This is a genomic window from Elioraea tepida, from assembly GCF_019203965.1.
Classification (GTDB): domain Bacteria; phylum Pseudomonadota; class Alphaproteobacteria; order Acetobacterales; family Acetobacteraceae; genus Elioraea_A; species Elioraea_A tepida.
Map to the genome: position 1 here is coordinate 157,930 of NZ_CP076448.1, position 20,292 is coordinate 178,221.

General features: G+C 70.3%; 20 protein-coding genes. 17 read left to right on the forward strand and 3 right to left on the reverse strand.

Going from position 1 to position 20,292, the window contains the following annotated elements:
* Positions 1–36: 36 nt before the first annotated feature.
* The 10 genes from KO353_RS00760 to KO353_RS00805 all read left to right on the forward strand — a co-directional run bounded on the left by KO353_RS00760 (position 37) and on the right by KO353_RS00805 (position 11,431).
* A complete protein-coding gene (locus KO353_RS00760) occupies positions 37–1,680 on the forward strand; it encodes a CTP synthase (protein ID WP_218285897.1) in 1,644 nt (547 codons plus the stop codon).
* A 91-nt stretch (positions 1,681–1,771) separates the two neighbouring features.
* On the forward strand, positions 1,772–2,602 hold the full coding sequence (gene kdsA, locus KO353_RS00765) for a 3-deoxy-8-phosphooctulonate synthase (RefSeq protein WP_218285898.1): 831 nt from the start codon (positions 1,772–1,774) through the stop codon (positions 2,600–2,602).
* A 137-nt stretch (positions 2,603–2,739) separates the two neighbouring features.
* Positions 2,740–4,038: a phosphopyruvate hydratase gene (eno, locus tag KO353_RS00770; protein WP_218285899.1), complete on the forward strand. Its 1,299-nt coding sequence runs from the start codon at positions 2,740–2,742 to the stop codon at positions 4,036–4,038.
* Positions 4,039–4,078: 40 nt separating this feature from the next.
* Complete coding sequence (locus KO353_RS00775) at positions 4,079–4,408, forward strand: FtsB family cell division protein (RefSeq protein WP_235691962.1); 330 nt, start codon at positions 4,079–4,081, stop codon at positions 4,406–4,408.
* 253 nt (positions 4,409–4,661) lie between these two features.
* Complete coding sequence (pdhA, locus tag KO353_RS00780) at positions 4,662–5,690, forward strand: pyruvate dehydrogenase (acetyl-transferring) E1 component subunit alpha (RefSeq protein ID WP_218285900.1); 1,029 nt, start codon at positions 4,662–4,664, stop codon at positions 5,688–5,690.
* 28 nt (positions 5,691–5,718) lie between these two features.
* The gene (locus KO353_RS00785; protein ID WP_218285901.1) at positions 5,719–7,089 is read left to right on the forward strand and encodes a pyruvate dehydrogenase complex E1 component subunit beta; all 1,371 of its coding nucleotides are present in this window, start codon (positions 5,719–5,721) and stop codon (positions 7,087–7,089) included.
* A 26-nt stretch (positions 7,090–7,115) separates the two neighbouring features.
* A complete protein-coding gene (locus KO353_RS00790; RefSeq protein WP_218285902.1) occupies positions 7,116–8,483 on the forward strand; it encodes a pyruvate dehydrogenase complex dihydrolipoamide acetyltransferase in 1,368 nt (455 codons plus the stop codon).
* Positions 8,484–8,514: 31 nt separating this feature from the next.
* Positions 8,515–9,915, forward strand: a complete 1,401-nt coding sequence (gene lpdA / locus KO353_RS00795; RefSeq protein ID WP_218285903.1) for a dihydrolipoyl dehydrogenase — start codon at positions 8,515–8,517, stop codon at positions 9,913–9,915.
* Between the two features lie 3 nt (positions 9,916–9,918).
* Positions 9,919–10,902, forward strand: coding sequence for a lipoyl synthase (gene lipA / locus KO353_RS00800; protein ID WP_218285904.1), 984 nt, complete (start codon positions 9,919–9,921; stop codon positions 10,900–10,902).
* A gap of 52 nt (positions 10,903–10,954) precedes the next feature.
* Positions 10,955–11,431, forward strand: coding sequence for a type II toxin-antitoxin system RatA family toxin (locus tag KO353_RS00805; RefSeq protein WP_218285905.1), 477 nt, complete (start codon positions 10,955–10,957; stop codon positions 11,429–11,431).
* Positions 11,432–11,617: 186 nt separating this feature from the next.
* Here KO353_RS00805 and KO353_RS00810 read toward each other — a convergent pair whose 3' ends face one another.
* Entirely contained in the window at positions 11,618–12,808 is a 1,191-nt protein-coding gene (locus KO353_RS00810; protein WP_218285906.1) for an amidase, read from the reverse strand.
* 91 nt (positions 12,809–12,899) lie between these two features.
* Positions 12,900–13,085, reverse strand: a complete 186-nt coding sequence (locus KO353_RS00815) for a hypothetical protein (RefSeq protein WP_218285907.1) — start codon at positions 13,083–13,085, stop codon at positions 12,900–12,902.
* Between the two features lie 117 nt (positions 13,086–13,202).
* On the opposite strand from KO353_RS00815, the gene KO353_RS00820 reads away from it, so the two are divergent.
* From KO353_RS00820 to KO353_RS00850, 7 genes are read left to right on the forward strand one after another with little or no spacing between them, the layout of a single operon-like run.
* On the forward strand, positions 13,203–13,799 hold the full coding sequence (locus tag KO353_RS00820; RefSeq protein WP_218285908.1) for an anthranilate synthase component II: 597 nt from the start codon (positions 13,203–13,205) through the stop codon (positions 13,797–13,799).
* Positions 13,796–14,845: an anthranilate phosphoribosyltransferase gene (trpD, locus tag KO353_RS00825; RefSeq protein WP_218285909.1), complete on the forward strand. Its 1,050-nt coding sequence runs from the start codon at positions 13,796–13,798 to the stop codon at positions 14,843–14,845. The genes KO353_RS00820 and trpD overlap by 4 nt, the downstream gene beginning before the upstream one ends.
* The gene (gene trpC / locus KO353_RS00830) at positions 14,842–15,648 is read left to right on the forward strand and encodes an indole-3-glycerol phosphate synthase TrpC (protein ID WP_456236921.1); all 807 of its coding nucleotides are present in this window, start codon (positions 14,842–14,844) and stop codon (positions 15,646–15,648) included. The genes trpD and trpC overlap by 4 nt, the downstream gene beginning before the upstream one ends.
* A 6-nt stretch (positions 15,649–15,654) precedes the next feature.
* A complete protein-coding gene (gene moaC / locus KO353_RS00835) occupies positions 15,655–16,128 on the forward strand; it encodes a cyclic pyranopterin monophosphate synthase MoaC (RefSeq protein WP_218285910.1) in 474 nt (157 codons plus the stop codon).
* The gene (locus KO353_RS00840; RefSeq protein WP_218285911.1) at positions 16,125–17,348 is read left to right on the forward strand and encodes a molybdopterin molybdotransferase MoeA; all 1,224 of its coding nucleotides are present in this window, start codon (positions 16,125–16,127) and stop codon (positions 17,346–17,348) included. Before moaC ends, KO353_RS00840 begins: the two co-directional genes overlap by 4 nt.
* A gap of 42 nt (positions 17,349–17,390) precedes the next feature.
* On the forward strand, positions 17,391–18,035 hold the full coding sequence (locus KO353_RS00845; protein WP_218285912.1) for a histidine phosphotransferase family protein: 645 nt from the start codon (positions 17,391–17,393) through the stop codon (positions 18,033–18,035).
* Positions 18,036–18,073: 38 nt separating this feature from the next.
* Positions 18,074–19,150 carry a threonine aldolase family protein gene (locus tag KO353_RS00850; protein ID WP_218285913.1) on the forward strand — a complete coding sequence of 359 codons (1,077 nt, stop codon included), beginning with the start codon at positions 18,074–18,076 and terminating at the stop codon, positions 19,148–19,150.
* Here KO353_RS00850 and KO353_RS00855 read toward each other — a convergent pair whose 3' ends face one another.
* Entirely contained in the window at positions 19,151–20,185 is a 1,035-nt protein-coding gene (locus KO353_RS00855; RefSeq protein WP_218285914.1) for a histone deacetylase family protein, read from the reverse strand. It abuts the gene before it with no gap.
* Positions 20,186–20,292 lie beyond the last annotated feature (107 nt).

Genomic DNA, 20,292 nt, shown 5'->3' on the forward strand with positions numbered 1-20,292 from the left:
GAGCACCTCACGCCTGCGTGCGTATGGTGCCCGCCCATGACGCGATACGTGTTCATCACGGGCGGCGTGGTCTCCTCTCTCGGCAAGGGGCTGGCATCGGCTGCGCTCGGGGCGCTTCTGCAGGCGCGCGGGTTCCGCGTTCGGCTGCGCAAGCTCGACCCCTATCTCAACGTCGATCCCGGGACGATGAGCCCCTACCAGCACGGTGAGGTCTACGTCACCGAGGACGGGGCGGAGACCGACCTCGATCTCGGCCACTACGAGCGGTTCACCGGCGTCAACGCCACAAGGGACGACAACGTCACCACCGGCCGGATCTACGCCAACGTAATCGCCAAGGAGAGGCGGGGGGACTATCTCGGCGCCACGGTTCAGGTGATCCCGCACGTGACCGACGCGATCAAGGCGGTGATCACCGCCCCCACCGCGGCGGAGGGCGAGGCGGAGGCCGATTTCGTTCTCGCCGAGATCGGCGGGACGGTCGGCGACATCGAGAGCCTTCCTTTCCTCGAGGCAATTCGCCAGCTCGGCAACGAGCTCGGTCCGGGGCGGGTCGTCTTCGTGCACCTCACGCTCGTTCCCTGGATCCCATCGGCAGGGGAGCTCAAGACCAAGCCGACGCAGCACTCGGTGAAGGAGCTGCTCAATGTCGGGATCCAGCCGAACATCCTGCTCTGCCGCTGCGACCGGCCGATTCCGGAGGCGGAGCGGCGCAAGATCGCTCTGTTCTGCAATGTGCGGCAGGAGGCGGTGATCCCGGCGCTCGACGTCGACACGATCTATGCCGTTCCGGAGAGCTACCACCGCGAAGGGCTCGACCGAGAGGTGCTGCGCCATTTCGGGCTGCCCTACGAGACCGAGCCTGATCTCGGGCGCTGGCAGGAGATCGTCGAAACGATCCGCTCGCCCGAGGGCGAGGTGACGATCGCGGTCGTCGGCAAGTACACGAACCTGCTCGACAGCTACAAATCGCTCACCGAGGCGCTCACCCATGGCGGCATCGCCAACCGCGTGAGGGTGAAGCTCGACTGGGTGGATAGCCAGATCTTCGAAACGCCTGGCGCGATCCATCGCCTCGAGGGCGTGCACGGGATCCTGGTCCCCGGCGGGTTCGGCGAGCGCGGCACGGAGGGCAAGATCGAGGCGGTCCGGTTCGCGCGGGAGCGCAGGCTTCCCTTCTTCGGGATCTGCTTCGGGATGCAGATGGCGGTGATCGAGGCAGCGCGGAACCTCGCCGGGCTTCCCGGCGCCTCATCGACCGAGTTCGGCCCATGCGAGAACCCCGTCGTCGGCCTCCTCACGGAATGGACCCGGGGCAACGAGGTCGAGCGTCGCGACGCGGGCGGCGAGCTCGGCGGCACGATGCGGCTCGGCGCCTATCCGTGTGTGCTCCAGCCCGGCTCGCTCGTCCGCTCGATCTACGGCAAGGCGCGGATCAGCGAACGGCACCGCCACCGCTACGAGGTGAACATCCGCTACAAACCGCTGCTCGAGGAGCGCGGCCTTCTGTTCTCGGGGATGAGCCCGGACGCGACCCTGCCCGAGGTGGTCGAGCTTCCGGGCCACCCCTGGTTCGTCGGCGTCCAGTTCCACCCTGAGCTGAAGTCCCGCCCGCTTGAGCCGCACCCTCTGTTCGCGAGCTTCGTCCGCGCCGCGCTCGAGCAGAGTAGGCTCGTGTGAGGTCAGCCATGCGTCACCCGATAGGCTCTCACGCTGGCCGGCCGCGGGGGAACGCAGCGCTCCGTTGGGCGGCGGAACCAGTTCGCGCCTGATGGCGACAGAGCAGCGCAGCGTCGAGATCGGCGGGCTTGCGATCGGCAACGACCGGCCGCTCGTCCTGATCGCCGGCCCCTGCCAGATCGAGAGCCGCGACCATGCTCTGATGATGGCGCGCGCGCTCAAGGAGATCGCAGCCCGGGCGGGGGTTGGGCTGATCTACAAGTCCTCCTTCGACAAGGCGAACCGCACGAGCCTCGAGGCCGCGCGCGGAGTCGGCCTCGAGAAGGGGCTCGCGATCCTCGCCGAGATCCGCGAAAGCCTCGGCATCCCGGTTCTGACCGACGTGCATGAGCCCCGCCAGTGCCGCGTCGCGGCTGAGGCCGTGGACGTGCTTCAGATCCCGGCCTTCCTCTGCCGGCAGACCGACCTTCTGATCGCCGCCGGGGAGACGGGGCGGGCGGTCAACCTCAAGAAGGGCCAGTTCCTCGCGCCGTGGGACATGGCGCAGGTCGCGCGCAAGGTGGCGAGCACGGGCAATGAGCGCATCCTGCTCACCGAACGCGGCGCCTCGTTCGGCTACAACGCCCTGGTCGCCGACATGCGGTCACTGCCGATCATGGCCGAGACGGGCTATCCGGTTGTGATGGACGCCACCCACGCGGTGCAGGCGCCGGGGGGCTTGGGCGGCGCGTCCGGCGGCCAGCGGGAGATGGCGCCGGTGCTCGCTCGGGCGGCGGTCGCGGTGGGGGTGGCGGCTGTGTTCATCGAATGCCATGACGACCCTGACCGGGCGCCGTCGGATGGGCCGGTGATGCAGAGGCTCGAGTCGATGCCGGGCCTTCTCGCCCGGCTCGTCGCGATCGATCGTCTCACCAAGCCCTGAGCCGGCACTCGCGGCTGCCGGCGTGTGCTGCGGCGGGAACGGCCCGTGCCGCACGGAGGGGCCGCCCCGCGCTCCGGCCCGATTGCCGCGCCGCCGTCGCCGGGCTAATCGCGACACCACCCCTGACGGAGACCGCCATGCCCAAGACCGCCATCGCCGACATCGTCGCGCGCGAGATCCTCGACAGCCGCGGCAACCCGACCGTTGAGGTGGATGTGGTGCTCGAGGACGGCACGGTCGGCCGCGCCGCCGTTCCCTCCGGCGCCTCGACCGGGGCGCATGAGGCGGTCGAGCTGCGCGATGGCGACCCGGCGCGCTTTGGCGGCAAGGGCGTGAAGAAGGCGCTCGACGCCGTGGAGGGGGAGATCTTCGACGCGCTCTCCGGCCTCGACGCCGCCGAGCAGGTGATGATCGACACGCTCATGATCGATCTCGACGGCACGCCGAACAAAGCTCGCCTCGGTGCCAACGCCATCCTCGGGGTGAGCCTGGCGGTGGCGAAAGCGGCGGCAGCGGCGCACGGCGTGCCGCTGTGGCGCTGGGTCGGCGGGAGCCTTGCCCGCACCCTGCCCGTGCCGATGATGAACGTGATCAACGGCGGCGCGCATGCCGACAACCCGATCGATCTGCAGGAGTTCATGATCCTGCCGGTCGGCGCTGGCACGGTGGCCGACTCGATCCGCATCGGGGCGGAGGTGTTTCAGGCGCTGAAGCGGACGCTCGCCGACCAGGGGCATGCGACGAATGTGGGCGACGAGGGCGGGTTTGCGCCGAACCTTGCCTCAGCCGAGGAGGCTCTCGGCGCGATCGCCAAGGCGACGGAGCGCGCGGGCTACCGGCTCGGCGAGGACGTGCTGCTCGCGCTCGACTGCGCCGCCACCGAGTTCTTCAAGGGCGGCCGCTACGTGATGGAAGGGGAGGGGCGCACGCTCGAGCCGTCCGAAATGGTCGAGTATCTCGCCGGCCTCTGCGCTCGGTGGCCGATCGTCTCAATCGAGGACGGCTGCGCCGAGGATGACTGGGAAGGGTGGAGGCTTCTGACCGAGCGTCTCGGCAGGACGGTCCAGCTCGTCGGCGACGACCTGTTCGTGACGAACACGGCACGGCTCGCCGAGGGGATCGAGCGTGGTGTGGCCAACGCGATCCTGATCAAGGTGAACCAGATCGGCACGCTGACCGAGACGCTCGAGGCCGTCGAGATGGCGCACCGGGCCGGCTACCGCTGCGTGATGAGCCACCGCTCCGGCGAGACCGAGGACAGCACCATCGCCGATCTCGCGGTCGCCACCAATTGCGGCCAGATCAAGACGGGATCGCTCAGCCGCTCCGACCGGACCGCAAAATACAACCAGCTCCTCAGGATCGAGGCGGCGCTCGGCCCGGCGGCACGGTTCGGCGGGCGGGCGTCGCTGCGGCGTGCCCAGCTCGCCGCGTGAGGCTTGCCCCGACGCGGCAGGGCATGATTCTCTCCCCGGCATGGGGATGTCCCTCGAGACGAGGCGGCGCATCAGCGCGGCGTTTGGAACGGTGTTCGCCGTCGCCGTCATCGGTTTCTTCGTCTGGCACACGCTCCAGGGCAGCCGCGGGCTGATCGCTCTCGGCGCCATCCGCGAGCAGATCGCTCTTGCCGAAGCCGAGCTTGCCCGCCTCGAGGCGGAACGCGCGCGGCTCGAGGCGCGCGTCGCCGGGCTTCGCGGTGACCGGCTCGACGCCGACGCGCTCGACGAGCGGGCGCGGCTGATGCTCAACCTCGCGGGCAAGGACGAGCTCGTGATCCTGTACGGTCCCGGCGGTCGGCTTTGGTGACCGCGGCGGCCGGCAACGGCCCATCGTCCTGGTTCTGGTTCCGGCAACTTCCTTTCGCGGGCGGAGGGGGCGCCGCAACGCCGCGGCGTGGCGGCGTGCCCTGAATCAGCGCTTTCAGCCGGCTTGACCGCTTTCCGGTTAACGTCGCCTATTGCATTGCGGCATAAAGGTTTTTCGCCGCGTTCGTGCTTGCGTTCGGGGTGTCGCTTCGCTACGGGTGCCGGCGGTGACAAGATACGCCCGGGGGTCGAGGATGGCAGGCACGGCTGAGGCAGGTGCGGCACGGCGCAAGGGCAAGGCCGAGAAGGCGCCGTCGATGAGCCGAGACGAACTCCTCAAGGCCTATCGGGACATGCTCCTGATCCGACGATTCGAGGAGAAGGCGGGCCAGCTCTACGGCATGGGGCTGATCGGCGGCTTCTGTCACCTCTACATCGGCCAGGAAGCGGTCGTCGTCGGCATGCAGGGCGCGATCAGCCCGGGCGACCAGGTGATCACCTCCTACCGCGACCATGGCCACATGCTCGCGATCGGGATGGACCCGCGCGGCGTGATGGCCGAGCTCACGGGGCGGATCGGCGGCTATTCGAAAGGCAAGGGCGGCTCGATGCATATGTTCAGCATCGAGAAGGGGTTCTATGGCGGCCACGGCATCGTCGGCGCCCAGGTGAGCCTCGGTGCCGGCCTCGCCTTCGCCAACTGGTACCGCGGCAATGACCGTGTGTGCCTGACCTACTTCGGCGAGGGCGCCTCGAACCAGGGCCAGGTGTTCGAGACTTTCAACATGGCCGCGCTCTGGAAGCTTCCCGTGGTGTTCGTGATCGAGAACAACCGCTACGCGATGGGCACGGCGCAGGAGCGCAACACCGTCACCGCCGATCTCTCCAAGCGCGGTGCGCCCTGGGGCATTCCGGGCATGCAGGTGAACGGGATGGACGTGATGGCGGTGCGGGAGGCGGCCGAGATCGCCGTTGGCCACTGCCGCGCCGGCAAGGGGCCGTATCTGCTCGAGATGAAGACCTACCGCTACCGCGGCCACTCGATGTCCGACCCGGCGAAATACCGCACCCGCGAGGAGGTGCAGGAGATGCGCCAGAGCCACGACCCGATCGAGGGCGCGCGGGCGGCGCTCGCCGAACTCTACGGGGTGGACGAGGCGCAGCTCCGCCCGATCGAGGAGGAGGTGAAGGCAATCGTGCAAGACGCGGCCGACTTCGCCCGGGCCTCGCCCGAGCCCGACCCCTCCGAGCTCTGGACCGATGTGCTGGTCGAGACCGAGTGAGCGCCTATCTGCCCGGGGACAGACCACGATGACCGAGATCCTGATGCCGGCTCTGAGCCCGACGATGACGGAGGGCAAGCTTGCGAAGTGGCTGAAGAAGGAGGGGGAGCGGATTAAGGCGGGCGAGGTGATCGCCGAGATCGAGACCGACAAAGCGACGATGGAGGTGGAGGCGGTCGACGAGGGGATTCTGGCACGGATCGTGGTTCCCGAGGGAACGGAGGGGGTGGCGGTGAACTCCGTGATCGCTGTGCTCGAGGAGGAGGGAGCGGCCGCCGCGCCAGCACCGACCCCCGCGTCCAAGCCTCTGGCGCCGGTCGCGCCGCCCGCGCCGAACCCTGCGATGGCGTCGCTGGCGCCGGCCGCTCCGGCCGCTGTCGCGGCCTCCGCCCCGTCGCGCGAGAAGGACTGGGGGCCCGTCGCCACCATCACCGTCCGCGAGGCGCTGCGCGAGGCGATGGCGCTCGAGATGCGTCGCGACAAGGACGTGTTCCTAATGGGCGAGGAGGTCGGCCAGTACCAGGGCGCGTACAAGGTGAGCCAGGGGCTGCTCGACGAATTTGGGCCGAAGCGCGTGATCGACACGCCGATCACCGAACACGGTTTCACCGGGCTTGCGGTCGGCGCCGCGTTTGCAGGGCTCAAGCCGATCGTCGAGTTCATGACCTTCAACTTCTCGATGCAGGCGATCGACCAGATCATCAACTCCGCGGCCAAGACCCTCTACATGTCGGGCGGCCAGGTGCGCTGCCCGATCACGTTCCGGGGCCCCAACGGAGCGGCGGCGCGCGTCGCCGCCCAGCACAGCCAGTGCTTCGCCTCCTGGTATGCGCACTGCCCCGGGCTCAAGGTGGTCGCGCCCTGGTCCTCGGCCGACGCGAAGGGGCTTCTCCGCGCCGCGATCCGTGACCCGAACCCGGTGATCGTTCTCGAGAACGAGGTTCTCTACGGGCAGAGCTTCCCCTGCCCGACCGACCCGGAGTTCATCCTCCCGATCGGCCGCGCGAAGGTGGAGCGGGAGGGGACGGACGTCACCCTCGTTGCCTTCTCGATCGCCGTCGGCTGGGCGATGCAGGCGGCGGAGGCGCTTGCCGAGGCCGGCATCTCGGCTGAGGTCGTGAACCTGCGCACCCTGCGCCCGCTCGACATCGAGACGATCGTCGCCTCCGTGAAGAAGACGAACCGGATCGTCACGGTCGAGGAGGGCTGGCCCTACGCCGGCATCGGCGCCGAGCTTGCGGCGACGGTGATGGAGCACTGCTTCGACTGGCTCGACGCACCGCTTGTGCGCGTGCACGGCGCCGACGTGCCCATGCCCTACGCCGCCAATCTCGAGAAGCTCGCTCTCCCCTCCGTGCAGCAGATCGTCGAGGCCGCGCGGCGGGTGGCCTATCGCTGAGCAGCGCAGGCGAGGGGAGGGAGACGATGGCCACCAACATCCTGATGCCGGCTCTGAGCCCGACGATGACGGAGGGCAAGCTTGCGAAGTGGCTGAAGAAGGAGGGGGAGCGGATTAAGGCGGGCGAGGTGATCGCCGAGATCGAGACCGACAAAGCGACGATGGAGGTGGAGGCGGTCGACGAGGGGATTCTGGCGCGGATCGTGGTTCCCGAGGGAACGGAGGGGGTGGCGGTGAACTCCGTGATCGCTGTGCTCGAGGAGGAGGGAGCGGCTGCCGCGCCAGCACCGACCCCCGCGTCCAAGCCTCTGGCGCCGGTCGCGCCGCCCGCGCCGAAGCCTGCGATGGCGTCGCTGGCGCCGGCCCCGGTCGCCGGGCCTGCCCCGGCGCCCGCTCCGGCCAGCGCCACGAGCAACGGCCATGGCGGTGACGGCCGCGTGTTCGCCTCGCCGCTCGCGCGTCGTATGGCCGCACAGGCCGGCATCGACCTCTCCGCCCTCAAGGGCTCGGGCCCGGGCGGGCGGATCGTCAAGGCGGATATCGACGCGGCGCTTGCTGCGCGCGCGCATCCCGCCGCCGCCGCCGCTCCTGCCGCGCCGCCCGCGCCGGTGGTCGCCCCGTCGCCCGTCGTTGCGCCTGCCCCCGCTCCTGCGCCGGCGGCGAAGGCGGCCCCGACGCCGTCCGTCACCGTCACGGCGCCGCATCGACTCGTTCCGCATTCGACGATGCGCAAGGTGATCGCCAGACGCCTCGGCGAGAGCAAGGCGACCATCCCGCACTTCTACGCCTCGCGTGACGTGGAGCTGGATGCGCTGCTCAAGCTCCGCGCTGAGCTCAACGCGAAGTCGCCCAAGGAGGGCCCCGGCGCCTTCAAACTCTCGGTGAACGACCTCGTCATCAAGGCGGCCGCGCTCGCGCTCAGGCGCCTGCCCTCGGTCAACGCCTCCTGGACCGACGAGGGCATGGTTCTCTACGACGATGTCGACATCTCGGTCGCCGTTGCCGTCCCGGACGGCCTGATCACGCCGATCATCCGCAAGGCCGACCTCAAGGGCCTCGCCGCGATCTCGAACGAGATGAAGGACCTCGCGGCGCGCGCCAGAGCGGGCAAGCTCATGCCCGAGGAGTTCCAGGGCGGATCGTTCTCGATCAGCAACATGGGCATGATGGGGGTGAAGGACTTCGCCGCCATCATCAACCCGCCGCAGGCGGCGATCCTCGCCGTCAGCGCGGCCGAGCAGCGCCCGGTTGTGAAGGACGGGGCGCTTGCGATCGCGACCGTGATGACCGTCACGCTCAGCGTCGATCACCGCGTGATCGATGGTGCTCTCGCCGCGGAGTGGCTCGGCGTGTTCAAGGGCATCGTGGAGGACCCGCTGCAGATGATGCTGTGAGTGGCGGCAGGAGCGGAGAAGGGGGGCGGCCATGCCCGACGCGTATGACCTGATCGTGGTGGGCGGCGGCCCTGGCGGCTATGTTGCGGCCATCCGCGCGGCCCAACTCGGCATGCGCGTCGCGCTGGTCGAGCGCGAGCATCTGGGGGGCATCTGCCTCAACTGGGGCTGCATCCCAACCAAGGCCTTGCTGCGGGCCTCAGAGATCAACCACCTCCTCCACACGCTCGACGCCTATGGCTTTGCCGCCGACAACCCGCGCTTCGACCTCCAGAAGGTGATCGGGCGCTCGCGCCAGGTCGCGGCCCAGCTCTCGGGAGGCGTCAAGCATCTCCTCAAGAAGAACAGGGTCACGGTCGTCGATGGCCACGGCGCGCTCGCTGGGCCGAACACCGTTCGCGTGACCAAGGACGGCAAGGATGCCGCCACCCTCACCGCGCCTCACATCATCCTCGCCACCGGCGCGCGCGCCCGCGTGCTGCCGGGGATCGAGCCGGACGGGAAGGTGATCTGGACCTATCGCGAGGCGATGGTCCCAGCGGCGATGCCGAAATCACTGCTTGTCATCGGCTCCGGTGCGATCGGCATCGAATTCGCCTCCTTCTACGCGAACATGGGCGCGAAGGTGACGGTGGTGGAGGTGATGGACCGGATCCTTCCGGTCGAGGACGCCGAGATCTCCGCCTTCGCGCACAAGGCCTTCGTCAAGCAGGGGATGACGATCCTCACGAATGCGACCGTCAAGGCGGTCGCGACGTCAGGCGCTGGCGCTGTCGTCACCGTCGAGGAGAAGGGCGGCAGGACGCATGAGATCGCGGTCGAGGTGGTGATCAGCGCCGTCGGCATTGTCGGCAATGTAGAGGGCATCGGCCTCGAGGGCACCGGCGTGCGGGTCGAGAAGACACATGTCGTCACCGACGGGTTCGGCTGCACCGGCGAGCCCGGCGTGTACGCGATCGGCGATCTCACCGGCCCGCCCTGGCTTGCGCACAAGGCGAGCCATGAGGGTGTCGTCTGCGTCGAGGCGATCGCGGGCCTAAGCCATGTGAGCCCGCTCGACGTCACGACCATCCCCGGCTGCACCTATTGCCGCCCGCAGATCGCAAGCGTGGGGCTGACGGAGGCGGCGGCGAAGGCGAAAGGCCACGAGGTTCGGGTTGGCCGCTTCCCCTTCATCGGCAACGGCAAAGCGATCGCGATGGGCGAGCCCGAGGGGCTGATCAAGACCGTGTTCGACGCCAAGACCGGCGAGCTCCTCGGCGCCCACATGGTCGGGCCCGAGGTGACCGAGATGATCCAGGGCTATGTCGTGGCCCGCACGGCAGAGCTCACCGAGGCGGAGCTGATGCACACCGTCTTCCCGCACCCGACCATCTCCGAGGCGATGCACGAGAGCGTGCTCGACGCCTACGGCCGGGTGATCCATATCTGAGCCATGACCGTCCGGATCGAGATCGACCACCGCAAGACAGGCGCCGCGCGCCACCCGGAGAAGGCGCATCGGCCCGACAACCCTATCCAGCGCAAGCCGGCCTGGATCAGGGTGAAGGCGCCGACGCACCCGGTCTATGTCGAAACGAAGGCGCTGATCCGCGAGAAGGGGCTCGTCACCGTCTGCGAGGAGGCGGCCTGCCCGAACATCGGCGAGTGCTGGTCGAAGCGCCACGCGACGATGATGATCATGGGCGATGTCTGCACGCGCGCGTGCAGCTTCTGCAATGTTGCCACCGGCATCCCCAAGCCTCTTGATGCCACCGAGCCGCAGCGCGTGGCCGAAGCGGTGGCGGCGATGGGCCTTCGCCACGTCGTCATCACCTCGGTCGATCGTGACGACCTCGCGGATGGCGGTGCCGCGCATTTCGCCGCCACGATCCGCGCTATCCGTGCTGCCGCCCCCGGTACCACCATCGAGGTGCTCACGCCCGACTTCCTGCGCAAAGGGGATGGCGCGATCGAGACCGTGGTCGCGGCGCGACCGGACGTGTTCAACCACAACCTCGAGACCGTGCCGCGCCTCTACCCGACGATCCGCCCGGGCGCGCGCTACTTTGTCTCGCTGCGCCTGCTCGCGCGGGTGAAGGAGCTCGACCCGTCGATCTTCACCAAGTCGGGGCTGATGGTCGGGCTCGGCGAGGAGCGGATCGAGCTGATCCAGGTGATGGATGATCTCCGCGCGGCTGAGGTCGATTTCCTCACCCTCGGCCAGTATCTGCAGCCGACGGTCAAGCACGCGGCCGTCGCACGCTTCGTCACGCCAGAGGAGTTCGCCGACTATGCCGCGCTCGCTCGCGGCAAGGGGTTCCTGATGGTTGCGGCGAGCCCCCTGACGCGCAGCTCCTACCACGCCGACAGCGACTTCGAGGCCCTTCGCGCGGCGCGCGACCACCAGCTCGCTGTGAGGGCCGATCGCGCCCGCTGACACACCGTTTTCGTCTTTTCTTCACAGGGCTTGCCCCCAGATACTGGGCACGATGCCAACGCACGCGCAGAAGACCTTCATGCCCTACCGGCCAGACCAGCTCTTCGACCTGGTCGCCGATGTGGGCCGGTACCCCGAGTTCCTTCCCTGGTGCATCGGCGCGCGCGTTCGCGAACGGTCGGACGTCCACCTGGTCGCCGACCTCGTGATCGGCTTCAAGGTGTTCCGCGAGCGGTTCACGAGCCATGTCACGCTCGATCGGCCCGGCCACATCCACGTGCGCTATGGCGAGGGGCCCTTCCGCTACCTCAACAACCATTGGAAGTTCACCCCCGAGGGCTCTGGAACTCTTGTTGATTTCTATGTCGACTTCGAGTTCCGCTCGCGCATCCTGCAGGCGGCGATCGGGGTTGTCTTCAACGAGGCGGTGCGGGTGATGGTCGCCGCCTTCGAGCGCCGCGCACGGCGCATCTACGGTGCGCCTGAGGCTCTTCCGGCCGCGCCGCCCGCGGCGAGTCCGACCGGCTGATCGGGGCAGCCGCGGCCCGCAGCGCTCGGGCAGACCGGCGGCACGCAGCACAAGCTTCTGAGCGGAGCTCAGCCCCGTCCCGGACGTGCCGACGCCGCCGCTCGCGATCCGGCCTTGGACGTTGCCGTAACTCCGGGGCCCGGGCGCGACGGTCGTGCCGTCCCGGTCGCGCTCTGCGCCGCGGCCTCAGGGCAGGCCGAGCACCTCGGCGGCACGCTCGGCCAGAGCAAGCAGAGCGCGATCGGTTCCCGGGGCGGAGAGGAGCGAGAGGCCTACGGGAGCGCCATCGACGCGTGCGGCCGGAAGGGTCACCTCAGGCGCGCCGGAAAAGCCCGAGATCGAGGTCACGCCGATCGTCCGCTCGCGCACATGCTGCACCTCCTCCGGCCCGACGTCGCGCTTCGGCGCGATCAGAGGCGAGGTCGGAAACACGAGCACCGCCCCACCGCCAAGCAGGGAGCGGATCCTCGCCCCCGCGGTCGCCCGAAGGTGACGTGCCCAGGCGGTCTTCGCCGCCGGCTGGTGCGGCGCCTGGTCAAACCGTGCCTGCACCGCCGGCGACAGCTTCGGCTTCACCGAGGCCACCCAGGCCCCGAGCGCGGCGAGGTTCTCCTCGTTGTTGCAGGCACGGAACGCATCGAAGAAGGCCGAGAGCCCCTCGATCGCGACTTCGACCTGAAGCGCCCGTCCGAAGGCTGCCTCGAGGCGCTCGAGCGGCGGGATCAGCGCCGCGGCCACCGCGGGGTCGGCGTTCATCCAGGCTTCCTCGACCTTAAGCAGGGGGCCGAGGGAACGCGGCGGGTCTGGCGGCAACAGCACGTCGCCCACGCGGCGCAGCAGCGAGGCCTCGCGCGCGAACCAGCCCACCGTGTCGAAGGAGGGGCCGAGCGGCAGGACGCCGCAGCTGTTCACCGCCCCCCAGGTCGGGCGTATGCCGTAGAGGCCGCAGTAGCTCGCGGGGATGCGCACGCTTCCTGCCGTGTCGGAGCCGAGCGCGAAGTCGAACAGACCTGCCGCGAGGCCGGCGGCCGAACCGCTCGAGGAGCCTCCCGGAACGCGGTCGGGCGCGGCAGGGTTGATCGGCATGCCGTACCAGAGGTTCTCGCCGGTGAGCCCGGCGGCGAGTTCGACCGTCACGGTCTTCCCCACCATGGTCGCGCCGGCTTCCGTCAGCATCCTCACGCAGGGCGCGGTGATCGCTGCCGGCGGGTGGGTGCGGGCCCAGTCCGGGTTCCCGAAGGTCGAGACGTGGCCGGCGACGTCGAACAGGTCCTTCAGCCCGAAGCTCAGCCCGGCGAGCGGGCCCGAACCAGCGCCGGGAAGGGTGATTCGAGGCCCGGGCATGAAGGCGCCGACGGGGTCGAGGGGGTCTGCCATGGCTTCTGCCCTGCGTGTCAGTGGTGCAGCGTGATCCCCGCACTCTAGACCCGCCACGCGGCCGCACCAGCCCGCTTCGCTCGACCCTCGGTCACTGCAGGGCAGCGAGCAGGGCATCGGCGAGAAAGGCGCCCGGGTAGGCGAGCGCGGCCCCGAGGAGGAGCAGCAGGATGGCCCGACGCAGGCGACGGCCGAGCCCGCGCCGGGCGCGCCTCGGCCGGCCCGTCCGACCGCCGCGCTGACGCGCCGGTCGCCGCCGCTTGCGAACATCTGTCATGGAGATGGTGTTGCCGCGACGACTCGCCCCCCGCCCAGGCCCGATCGCCGATCCGAACCCATCGGAAGCGGCGACCGGCGCGTTGACCGTCTCTGCCCCTGCGCGCAATCTGGCGCCATGATCCTGCTCGTCGACAACTACGACAGTTTCACCTTCAACCTTTTCCACTTCCTCGGCGAGCTCGGTGAGGAGGTGGAGGTGGTGCGCAACGATGCCCTCTCCGCCGACGAGGCGCTTGCGCTCCGCCCGGAAGCCGTCGTGCTCAGCCCAGGGCCTTGCGACCCCGACCGGGCGGGGATCTGCCTCGACCTCATCCGCCAGGGTGCAGGGCGCGTGCCGATGCTCGGCGTGTGCCTCGGCCACCAGGCGATCGGCCAGGCTTTCGGTGGACGTGTGGTTCGTGCGCCGAAGCCCTGGCACGGCAAGGTCGATCGGATCGAGCATTCCGGCACCGACATCTTCGACGGCGTGCCTCAGGGTTTCCGCGCCACGCGCTACCACTCTCTCGTGGTCGAGCGCGACACGCTGCCCGCCGTTCTGGAGGCGACAGCGTTCAACGCCGAAGGTCTTATCATGGCGCTCCGACACCGCTCGCTGCCGATCTTCGGCGTCCAGTTCCATCCCGAAAGCATCGCCTCCGAGCACGGGCACAGGCTCCTCGCCAACTTCATGGCGCTCGCCCGCCGCGAGAGGCGGGCGCCGGTGCCGGCATGAGCGTCACCGTGGTCGGGGCGGCCCCGCGCACGCTCAAGCCCGTTCTCGCGCGTCTCGCCGAGGGCGAGCCGCTGAGCGAGGCGGACGCGGAGGCGGCGTTCGACCTCCTGATGTCGGGCGAGGCGACGCCGGCGCAGATCGCGGGGCTGTTGATGGCTCTGCGCGTGCGCGGCGAAACGGTCGCCGAGATCACCGGGGCGGCGCGGGCGATGCGGGCGAAGATGAGCCGTGTGGCTGCACCCGAGGGAGCGATCGACGTCTGCGGAACGGGTGGCGATGCCGCCGGCACGCTCAACATCTCGACCGCCGTCGCCTTCGTAGTCGCCGGCGCGGGCGTGCCTGTCGCCAAGCACGGCAACCGGGCCGTGTCCTCAAGGTCGGGTGCGGCGGATGTGCTCGCCGCCCTTGGCGTGAATCTCGAGGCGCCCTTTCCCGTCATCGAGGCGGCGATGCGGCAGGCACGCGTGGCCTTCCTGCTCGCACCGCGCCACCACGCGGCGATGCGCCACGTCGCCGGCCCGCGCGTCGAGCTCGGCATCCGCACGATCTTCAACCTGCTGGGCCCGCTCTCGAATCCCGCCGGCGTGAGGCGCCAGCTCATGGGCGTGTTCTCGCGCACCTGGCTCCGCCCGCTCGCCGAGACGCTCGGCCGGTTGGGGTGCGACCGCGCCTGGGTGGTGCATGGCTCGGACGGGCTCGATGAGCTGACGGTGACCGGCCCGAGCCACGTCGCCGCGTGGGAGGAGGGGAGGGTGCGGGAGTTCACCCTCTCGCCCGAGGAGGCCGGGCTGCCGCTTGGCAGCCCTGCGGCGCTGAAGGGGGGCGATGCGGCCGAGAATGCCGAGGCGCTTCGTGCCCTGCTCGATGGCATGGGCGGGCCGTACCGAAACGCTGTGCTGCTCAATGCCGCGGCGGCGCTCGTGATCGCCGGCCGCGCCGATGGGCTGCGCGCGGGGGTAGAGATGGCCGCCCGCTCGATCGACGAAGGGTCTGCGAAGGCGGCGCTCGAAGCGCTCGTCTCGATCACGAAAGGGGGGCGGCCATGAGTGCGGTCGCGGAACGGATGCCGGATGCGCTCGCGCGCATCTGCGCCCGCACGCGCGCCGATCTCGCAGTGCTCAAGGCGGCACGGCCCGCCGCCGTGCTCGAGCGCGAGGCGCTCGCCGCCCCCCCGACGCGCGGCTTCGCCCGGGCGCTTGCGGAGGCCGCGGCACGTCGCTACGGCCTGATCGCCGAGATCAAGAAGGCCTCGCCCTCGGCCGGGCTGATCCGCCCCGACTTCGACCCTACCGCGCTCGCCCGCGCCTATGCCGAGGGTGGGGCGACCTGCCTCTCCGTGCTGACCGATCGGCCCTTCTTCCAAGGTGCTCCGGAACATCTCGTCGCCGCTCGCGGCGCCGTGCACCTGCCCGTGCTGCGCAAGGACTTCATGCTCGACCTCTGGCAGGTTCTCGAGGCACGCGCGATGGGGGCGGATTGCATCCTCCTCATCATGGCCTGCCTCGAGGACTCGGAGGCGGCCTCGCTCGAACGTCTCGCGACTGACCTCGGCATGGATGTTCTCGTCGAGGTGCATGACGAGCGCGAGCTCGACCGTGCGCTCGCTCTCGCCTCACCGTTGATCGGCATCAACAACCGCGACCTCCGTACGCTCACGACCGACCTTGCCACCACCGAGCGCCTCGCGCCGCGCGTTCCGCCCGGTCGGCTCGTCGTCGCCGAAAGCGGGCTCGGCACGCCGGCCGATCTCGCGCGGATGGCCCGGGCCGGGGCGCGCGCCTTCCTCATCGGCGAGAGCCTGATGCGGCAGGGCGATGTCGCTGCCGCTACCCGCTCCCTTCTTGCCTGAACGACGATGAGCGGGCTGACCCATTTCGACGAGGCAGGCAACGCGGTGATGGTCGACGTCTCGGAGAAGGACGTCACCGCCCGCGTCGCCGTCGCAGAGGGGCGGGTGGTGATGGCGCCGGCCACGCTCGCCGCGATCCGCGACCGGGGCATCGCCAAGGGAGACGTGCTCGCGGTCGCGCGGCTTGCCGGCATCATGGCGGCGAAGCGCACGGCGGAGCTGATCCCGCTCTGCCATCCGCTGCCGCTCTCCTCGGTCACGCTCGCGCTCGAGACAGAGGGGGACGAGACGGTGCGGATCACCGCGACGGTGAAGGTGACGGGCCGCACCGGCGTCGAGATGGAGGCGCTGACCGCTGTCTCGGTTGCGGCGCTCACGGTCTATGACATGTGCAAGGCGATCGACCGGGCGATGCGAATCGAGGGGATCCGGCTCGTCCACAAGTCCGGCGGGCGAAGCGGCGTCTACGACGCGCCATGATCTCGGTCGCCGAGGCGCGGCAGCGTATTCTCGCCGCTCTCTCCCCGGTCGGCCCCGAAGTGGTCGCGCTTTCGGCCGCCTGGGGGAGGGTGCTCGCCGCTCCCGTGGCGGCGCGGCTCGACAAGCCGGGGGCGGATGTCTCGGCGATGGACGGGTTTGCGGTGCGCGCGGAGGATTGCGCCCGCCCGCCGGCGCGGCTTCGTGTCGTCGGCTCCGCGCCTGCCGGTCATCCCTTCCGGGGAACCGTGGGGCCGGGCGAGGCGGTTCGCCTGTTCACGGGAAGCGTCATCCCCGCGGGCGCCGATTCGGTCGTGGTCCAGGAGGACACCGACTTCGCCGAGCGGGGCGAGGGGGCAGGCGAGGTCGAGATTCGCGTTGTGCCGAAGCCCGGAGCGCATGTGCGCCCGCGCGCGGGGGATTTCGCTCACGGAACAATGCTGCTCTCGCCGCCACGCCGGCTCACCGCGCGGGACGTCGGCCTCGCGGCTTCGGCCGGCCACGCCTGGCTCACGGTGCGCCGCCGGCCGCGGGTGGCGATCCTTGCGACCGGCGACGAGGTCACCCTGCCCGGCGACCCTGTGCCCGAGGGCGGGGTGGTATCCTCGAACGGTTTCGTGCTCGAGTCGGTGGTGCGCGCTGCAGGCGGAGAGCCGATCCTGTTGCCGATCGCGCCGGACGATCCCGAGGCGATCGCGGCCGCCGTCGCCGCCGCGCGGGGGGCCGATCTCGTGGTCACCTCGGGGGGCGCCTCAGTCGGCCAGCATGATCTCGTCCGCCCCGCACTCGCCCCGCTCGGGCTTGCGCTCGATTTCTGGAAGATCGCGATGCGACCGGGAAAGCCCTTCATGTTCGGCAGGGTGGGCGATGCGGCGCTGATCGGCCTTCCCGGCAACCCGGTCTCGGCCACCGTGTGCGCAATCCTGTTCCTCGTGCCTGCGATCGAGCGCCTGCTCGGCCTTCCCGGTGCGGCGCCTGCGACCGTGCGGGCGCGCGCTGGCGCGAGGCTTGCCGCGAATGACCACAGGGCAGACCATCTTCGTGCCACGCTGGCGCGCGATGCTGACGGCGTTTTGGTGGCGACGCCCGCGGCACGGCAGGATTCGTCGCAGATGGCCGTCCTCGCTGCGGCGGATGCGCTGATCCTGCGGCCGCCCGATGCGCCAGAGGTTGCAGCAGGGGAATGGGTTGACGTGATCCCGCTTGGCGGGAGAGACATCTGAGCCGCCACAGCGGCGCGTGCGGGCGGAGAGGGGCAGGAAGCCATGGGTGGCGGGGAGACGCCTCGAGCGGCGCAGCGCTTCGCGGAAGTGGTGGCTGCACGCCTCTGTCACGACATCAGCGGCCCGCTCTCGATCATCGCCAATGCCGTCGAGCTGGCGCGTCAGGAGGGCGGGCGCGAGGGAGGCGAAGCGATCGGGCTGATGGCCGAGGGCGCCTGCGAGGTCGCCGCGCGCGTCAAGCTGCTCCGCTCCCTGTTCGGTCCTCCTTCCGGCCCTCTCTCTGCCGAGGAGGTCGGGGCGCTCGTGCGCGGCACGATCGGAAGCGGCCGTGTCGAGGTCGATCTCTCCCCGCTCGCTCCCGGAACGGTGTTCCGGCCCGAGACCGGGCGCGTCGTGCTCGCGTCCCTGGTCGTGGCGGCGGAAGCACTGCCGCGAGGCGGAACGGTCCGGCTCCATGGCGGGGCCGAGGATTTCGCCGTGGTGATCGAGGGCCAGAACGCGGCCTGGCCCGCGCATCTGACCGCGGTTCTGGGCGGGGCTGCGCCGCTCGACGCTGCCGTTGCCGGCGGCCCGCGCGGCCTGATGGGGCCCTATCTCGCGCTGCTTGCGCGCGAGGCGGGCCTCGTGCCCTCGCTTCTGATGGGAGCGGGCACGCCGCTCCTGCGCCTTGCCGGCGCCGCGGGCTGAGCGCACGCCCGCGCCCTCTCGTCACGGAGAAGCAACAGATGAGCTACGCGCCCAAACCCGAGGCCATCCCGCCTGGCCTGATCAACCTCTACTCCGACACGCAGACGAAGCCCACGCCCGGCATGCGCGAGGCGATCGCCCGCGCCGAGGTGGGCGACGAGCAGCGCGGCGAGGACCCGACGATCAACACGCTCTGCGCTCGCGTGGCGGACCTCCTCGGCAAGGAGGCGGCGATGTTCCTCCCCTCAGGCACGATGTGCAACGAGATCGCGCTCCTCGTCCATTGCCGGCCCGGCGACGAGGTGATCGGCGCATCCGACTGCCATATCCTGGTCGCCGAGGGTGGCGCGCCGGCGGCGCTCGCCTCCGTCCTTGTCACCCCGCTTCGCTCCGTTCGCGGTCTTTTCACGCCGGCCGATGTCGAGGCGGCCATCCGCCCCCCGAGCCGCTATGCGCCGCGCACACGGCTGTTGGCGGCCGAGCAGACGGCGAACATGGGCGGCGGAACGGTCTGGCCCGTCGCGCAGCTGAACGAGGTTGCGGACACGGCGAAGCGCCACGGGCTCGCCACCCATCTCGATGGCGCGCGGCTGATGAACGCCGTCGTTGCCTCCGGCGTTCCCGCAGCGGAGCACGCGAAGGGCTTCGATACGGCCTGGATCGATTTCACAAAGGGGCTCGGCGCTCCGGTCGGCGCCGTGCTCGCGGGCTCGCTGGCGCTGATCGGCGAGGCCTGGCGGTGGAAGCAGCGGCTCGGCGGCGCGTTCCGCCAGGGCGGCATCTGCGCCGCCGGCTGCCTCTACGCGCTCGACCATCATGTCGAGCGTCTGGCCGAGGACCATGCGCATGCGCGCCTGCTCGTCGCTGGGCTCGCCCAGCTTCCCGGCATCGCCGTCGAGACTCCCGAGACCAACCTCGTCTTCTTCGACGTCTCCGGAACCGGAATGACCGCGGAGGCGTTCTGCGTTGCGCTCGAGGCGGAAGGCGTGCGGATGGGCGCGATGGGGCGGACGCGCGTGCGCGCCTGCACCCACCTCGACGTGACCGAGCGGGACATGCGAACCGCGCTCGGTGCGGTTGAGCGCGTTCTTGCGGCCGTGCGCCGCGCGGCCTGATCAGCCGCCGAACCCGGCCATGAAGCGGTCGAGCAGAACCGGCAGGGCCTCGACCGCGTATCCGCCCTCCTGCACAATCACGGTCGGCAGGCCGAGCGCCGCGATGCGCGCTCCGGCGCGGGCGAAGGCATCATCCGAGACCTCGAGGAAGCCGAGCGGCTCGTGCGCCGAGGCATCGAAACCGAGCGCGAGCACGAGCGCGTCCGCCCCGAACCCGGCGATCGCATCGCAGCCGGCGTCGATCGCCTCGAGCCAGGGCCCGTCTCCCGCACGTCGCGGCAGCGGATGGTTGAGGTTTGCGCCTTCTCCGCCAGGGCCGCCGCGCTCGCTCGCGTGACCGACATACCAGGGATAGTAGAAGTTCGGATCGCCGTGGACGCTGACCGTTAGCACATCGGGCCGATACCAGAAGATCCCCTGCGTGCCGTTGCCGTGATGGCTGTCGATGTCGAGCACTGCGACGCGCGCAGCCCCCGAGGCCCGCAGCGTCTCGGCCGCGAGCGCGCTGTTGTTGAGGTAGCAGTGCCCGCCGGCGCGCGCGGCATAGGCGTGATGGCCGGGCGGCCGGCAGAGCGCATAGGCCGCCCGTGCACCGGCGGCGACCTCCGCGGCGGCGGCGGCTGCGCACGCGGCGGCGGCCACAGCCGACGCCCAGGTCGCGGGACCGATCGCACAGGCCGTGTCGGCCATGTACCAACCGGCTTGCGAAACGATCCCGCTGCCCATCCGCCCGCCTTGGGCGAGCATCTCCGGTGTCGGGTGCATGTTGGGAACGATCTCCGGCCCCGCCTCGTGCTGCGCCGACCACGCGGTCCAGCCCTCGCGCAGGAAGTGGAGATAGCCCTCGTCATGCACCGAGGCGAGCAGCGGCGGCGGCGCGGCGGGAGGGGTGACCACCGTCAAGCCGAGCGCTTCCGCCCCGGCGAGCAGAGCGGCAGCCCTCGCGGGCACCTCGAAGCAGGGCACGACCTTGCCGCGCATCAGGAAGAAGCGTGGGGCATGCAGCATCTGGTCTGGGTGATGGAAGACGCGCATCGCTCCCTCCTTGGCACGGCCCGACGCTAGGTCGGGCGCGCGCTGCAGGCAACCTGCCTTGCCGCCATCGCTCTGCCCGCGATAGCCTAAGCGAGGGAAGCTTGTGA